1 protein-coding gene is annotated in these 4651 nt (G+C 73.4%); it reads right to left on the bottom strand.

Annotated features, from left to right (window positions below; all coding sequences use genetic code 11):
• Positions 1–4651, bottom strand: a 4651-nt coding sequence (locus tag SZN_RS35495; protein ID WP_007505022.1) for a type I polyketide synthase, incomplete at both ends; no start/stop codon positions are given.

Raw genomic sequence — 4651 nt, 5'->3', positions numbered from 1 at the left:
GCAGCACACGCCCCCAGCGCCTTGTCGAACACCGGGAAAGCATCAGCGAGTTCCAACCCCATACGCGACCACTGCGCACCCTGCCCCGGAAACACGAACACCGGCCGCACACCCGCACCCGCGACACCCGACACCACACCCGGCTCACCCGCCGCGACCGCGTACAGACCGGCGAGGAGCTCCTCACGGTCATGGCCCACGACCACCGCTCGATGCTCCAGTCGTGCCCGCGAGCGCAACAGCGCGCCGGCGACGGAGAGCAGGTCCTGATCCGCGTCGGTCACGGACTGGAGGTGCGTGAGGAGCCTCTCGGCGGTGGCGCGCAGGGCGTCCTCGGAGGCGGCCGACAGGACCCACGGGGTCGCTCCCCCGCCAACGGCGGGCGTGGAGTGCGCGGGGGCGTCCGTGTGCTCGACGGCTTCGAGGATGACGTGGGCGTTGGTGCCGCTGACGCCGAAGGAGGAGACGCCCGCGCGGCGCGGACGACCCGTCTCCGGCCACTCCCGGGACTCCGTCAGCAACGACACATCACCCGCGGACCAGTCGACATGCGACGACGGCTCATCCACATGCAACGTCCGCGGCAACACCCCGTGCCGCATCGCCATCACCATCTTGATCACACCAGCCACACCCGCAGCCGCCTGCGCATGACCGATGTTCGATTTCAACGAACCCAACAGCAGCGCAGCACCCTCCTCGCGCCCCTGCCCGTACGTCGCCAACAACGCCTGCGCCTCGATCGGATCACCCAACCGCGTCCCCGTACCATGCGCCTCCACCGCATCCACATCGGTCGGGGACAGGCGGGCGCTCTCCAGTGCCTGGCGGATGACGCGCTGCTGGGCCGGGCCGTTGGGGGCGGTGAGCCCGTTGGAAGCACCGTCCTGGTTCACGGCCGAACCCCGCACCACCGCCAGCACCCGGTGCCCGTTGCGGACGGCGTCCGAGAGGCGCTCCACGAGGAGCACGCCGACGCCCTCGGCCCAGCCGGTGCCGTCGGCGGCGTCGGCGAACGACTTGCAGCGTCCGTCGGTGGCGAGGCCCTGCTGTCGGCTGAACTCGGAGAAGACACTGGGACTGGAGAGGACGGTGACGCCGCCGGCGAGGGCCATCGTGCACTCGCCCTGCCGCAGGGCCTGCGCCGCCAGGTGCAGGGCGACCAGCGACGACGAGCACGCGGTGTCGACGGTCACGGCCGGGCCTTCGAGGCCCAGGGTGTACGCGACCCGGCCCGAGGCGACGCTCCCGGAGGTACCGGTGGCGAGGTAGCCGCCGACCTCCTCCGGGACGCGGTCGAGACGGCTGGCGTAGTCATGGTACATGACGCCGGTGAAAACGCCGGTACGGGTGCCGTTGAGCGAAGTGGGGTCGATTCCGGCCCGCTCCAGCGCCTCCCAGGACGTCTCCAGCAGCAGCCGCTGCTGGGGGTCCATCGCCAGCGCCTCACGCGGCGAGATCCCGAAGAACCCCGCGTCGAAGTCGGCGGCGTCGTAGAGGAATCCGCCTTCGCGGACGTAGGAGGTGCCGCCGGTCCCGTCGGTGGCTCCGAGCAGCGCGTCCATGTCCCAGCCGCGGTCGGTGGGGAGCGGGGACACGGCGTCGACACCGTCGGCGACGAGATGCCACAGCTCCTCCGGGGAGCCCACGCCGCCGGGAAGGCGGCATGCCATGCCGACGATGGCGATCGGCTCGTCGACGGCGGAGGCGCGCGAGGCACCCGGGCCACCTGGAGCACTCGGCTGTGTGCGCGCCTCCGGGCCGTCGTCGAGCAGGGTGCCGATGTGGGCGGCGAGGCGGTCCGGTGTCGGGTGGTCGAAGACGGCGGTGGTCGGCAGGCGCAGGCCGGTCGCCGTGTTGAGGCGGTTGCGCAGTTCGACGGCGGCGAGTGAGTCGAAGCCGAGGGTACGGAACGGCTGCCCGGCATCGACGGCGGCGGCCGAGTCGTGGCCGAGCACCGCGCCGGCCTGGGCGCGCACCAGTTCCGTCAGGGTGTGCTCCCGCTGCTCGGGCGTCAGCCCGACGAGGGCACGCGCGAGGTCGCTGACGGCGGAGGTCCCCCGGGCGGCAGCGGCGGTGGTGGTGCGGCGCCGAGGGCGGGGCGCGTACGTGCGCAGGAGCGGTGACAGAGTCTCGCTGCGGGCGGCGTCGTGCAGGGCGGCACGGTCCAGCACGAGCGGAACGACCGCCGGGTGCGGGGTGCGCAGGCCTGCGTCGAAGAGGGCGAGGCCCTGGGCGGTGGTCATGGGTGCCACGCCGGTTCTGGCGAGGCGCAGCACGTCGCCGCGGTCCAGGTGGCCGGTGAGACCGCTGGCCTGCTCCCAGTAGCCCCAGGCCAGCGAGACGGCGGGCAGGCCCTCCTGCCGGCGCCGGACGGCGAGGGCGTCGAGGTAGGCGTTGGCAGCCGCGTAGTTGGCCTGGCCGGCGGTGCCGAGGACGCCGGCGGCGGAGGAGAAGAACACGAAGGCGGAGAGGCCGAGGTGCGCGGTGAGGTCGTGGAGGTGCTGGGCGGCGTCGGACTTGGGGCGGAGCACCTGGTCGACGTGGTCGTCGGTGAGGGAGGTGACGACGGTGTCGGCGAGCGCGCCGGCGGTGTGGACGACGGCGGTCAGCGGGTGCGCGGGGTCGATGTCGGCGAGGACCGCGGCGAGGGCGTCACGGTCTGCCGCGTCGCAGGCGACGATGTGCGCGTCGGCTCCGTGGGCCGCGAGGTCGGCGGCCAGTTCGGGTGCGCCGGGGGCGTCGGGGCCGCCTCGGCTGAGGAGCAGCAGGTGGCGCACGCCGTGTGCGGTGACGAGGTGCCGGGCGAGGAGGCTCCCGAGGGTGCCGGTGCCGCCGGTGACGAGGACGGTGCCCTCGGTGTCGATGGGGGTGCTGGTGGTGTCGGGGTCGGCGGGTACGGGGGCGAGGCGAGGTGTGCTGATGCCGGTCGGGCCGAGGGCGAGCTGCGGTTCGCCGGTGGCGAGGGCGGCGGCCACCGCGTCCGGCGACGGCTCGGAGTCCCGCTCGGTTTCGAGGAGTTGGAAGCGACCGGGGTGCTCGGTCTGTGCGGACCGTACGAAACCCCGGACGGCGGCGTGCGCGAGGGAGTCGCGTCGGGTGACGAAGGCGAGGCGCGAGGTGCTCCAGCGGTCGTCGGAGAGCCAACGACGGACCAGTGCGAGTACCGAGCCGACGAGGCCGCGCACGTCGGTGGCGTCGTCGGGCAGGGCGAGCGCGACGACGTCGGGAGCCGGGCCGTCGGGGGTAGCGACGGTGTCGAGATCCGGGGCCCCGGTGTCCAGGAAGACGATGTCGGCCGCGTCGGTCGGGGCCGGGAGGCCGACGATCGGCTCCCACACGACGTGCAGGAGGTCGGCGGCGCCCTTCGTGCCGAGGGTGTCGGTGGCCGGAGCGCGCAGGGCAAGCGACTCCACGCGGGCGACGGGCGTCCCGTCGGTGTCGGTGAGGCGCACGCTCACGGTGTCGTCGCCGGTCCGGGTGAGCTGGACGCGCAGGTCGGCCGTACCGGTGGCGTACACCTCGACGCCGCTCCACGAGAACGGCAGCCGCAGGGTGGCGGTGTCTCCGGCGTCGCCGGTCCGGACGAGGATCGCGTGGAGCGCCGCGTCGAGGGCCGCCGGGTGCAGCAGGAATCGTTCGGCTTCCTCGGGCTCGACCGAGGTGACCTCGGCGTACACCTCGTCTCCGGCGGTCCACACGGCGCGCAGCCCCTGGAAGGCGGGGCCGTATCCGTACCCTGCGGCGGTGACGTCGTCGTAGAAGGTGTCGAGAGGGACGGCGGAGGCACCGGGCGGCGGCCAGGCGGTGAGGCCGAAGGAGGGTTCGGCGGCGTCGGCCGGAGCGAGGGTGCCGGTGGCATGGCACGTCCACGAGGCGTCGCCGGAGTCGTCCCTGCGGGCGTGCACGGTCAGGGGGCGGCTGCCGTCCGCATCGGCGGTGCCCACGGCGACCTGGACGGCGACGGGCCTGCCGTCGACCAGTTCCAGCGGCGCCTGGAGCGTGAGCTCGGCGAGCCGTCCGCACCCGACCTCGTCGCCCGCGCGCACCGCGAGTTCCACGTAGGCCGCGCCGGGCAGGATGGCGTGTCCGTCGACGGTGTGGTCGGCGAGCCACGGGTGGTCGGCGAGCGAGAGGCGCCCGGTCAGCAGGGCGCCGTCGGTGTCGGCGAGCCTGACGACGGCTCCGAGCAGCGGATGCTGTGCCGCGCCCAGTCCGGCGGCGTTGAAGTCGGTTCGGCCGGCCGTCGGGCGCAGCCAGTAGTGCGTGCCCTGGAAGGCGTACGTGGGCAGGTCAACAGCGTGTCCGTCAGCGACGAGGGGTGCCAGATCGACGGGCAGTCCGTTGACGTAGGCCTGTGCCAGTGACGTCACGAACCGCTGGGCCCCACCGTCCTCACGGCGCAGGGACCCGACCACCGTGGACGCACCGGACTCCTCCACACCCACGGCGAGGACGGGGTGAGCGCTGCACTCCACGAAGGCGGACAGCCCGTCGGCTATCAGCGCCCTGGTCGTGGCCTCGAACTCGACGGTCTGCCGCAGATTCCGCACCCAGTACGCGGCATCGAGCCGCTCGGTGTCCAGCAGACCACCGGTCACCGTCGAATAGAACGGCACCGTCGCCGAACGCGGCGCAATCGGAGCAAGAA

Source organism: Streptomyces zinciresistens K42, assembly GCF_000225525.1.
Classification (GTDB): Bacteria; Actinomycetota; Actinomycetes; order Streptomycetales; family Streptomycetaceae; genus Streptomyces; species Streptomyces zinciresistens.
This window is presented reverse-complemented; position numbering and strand designations above follow the sequence as displayed.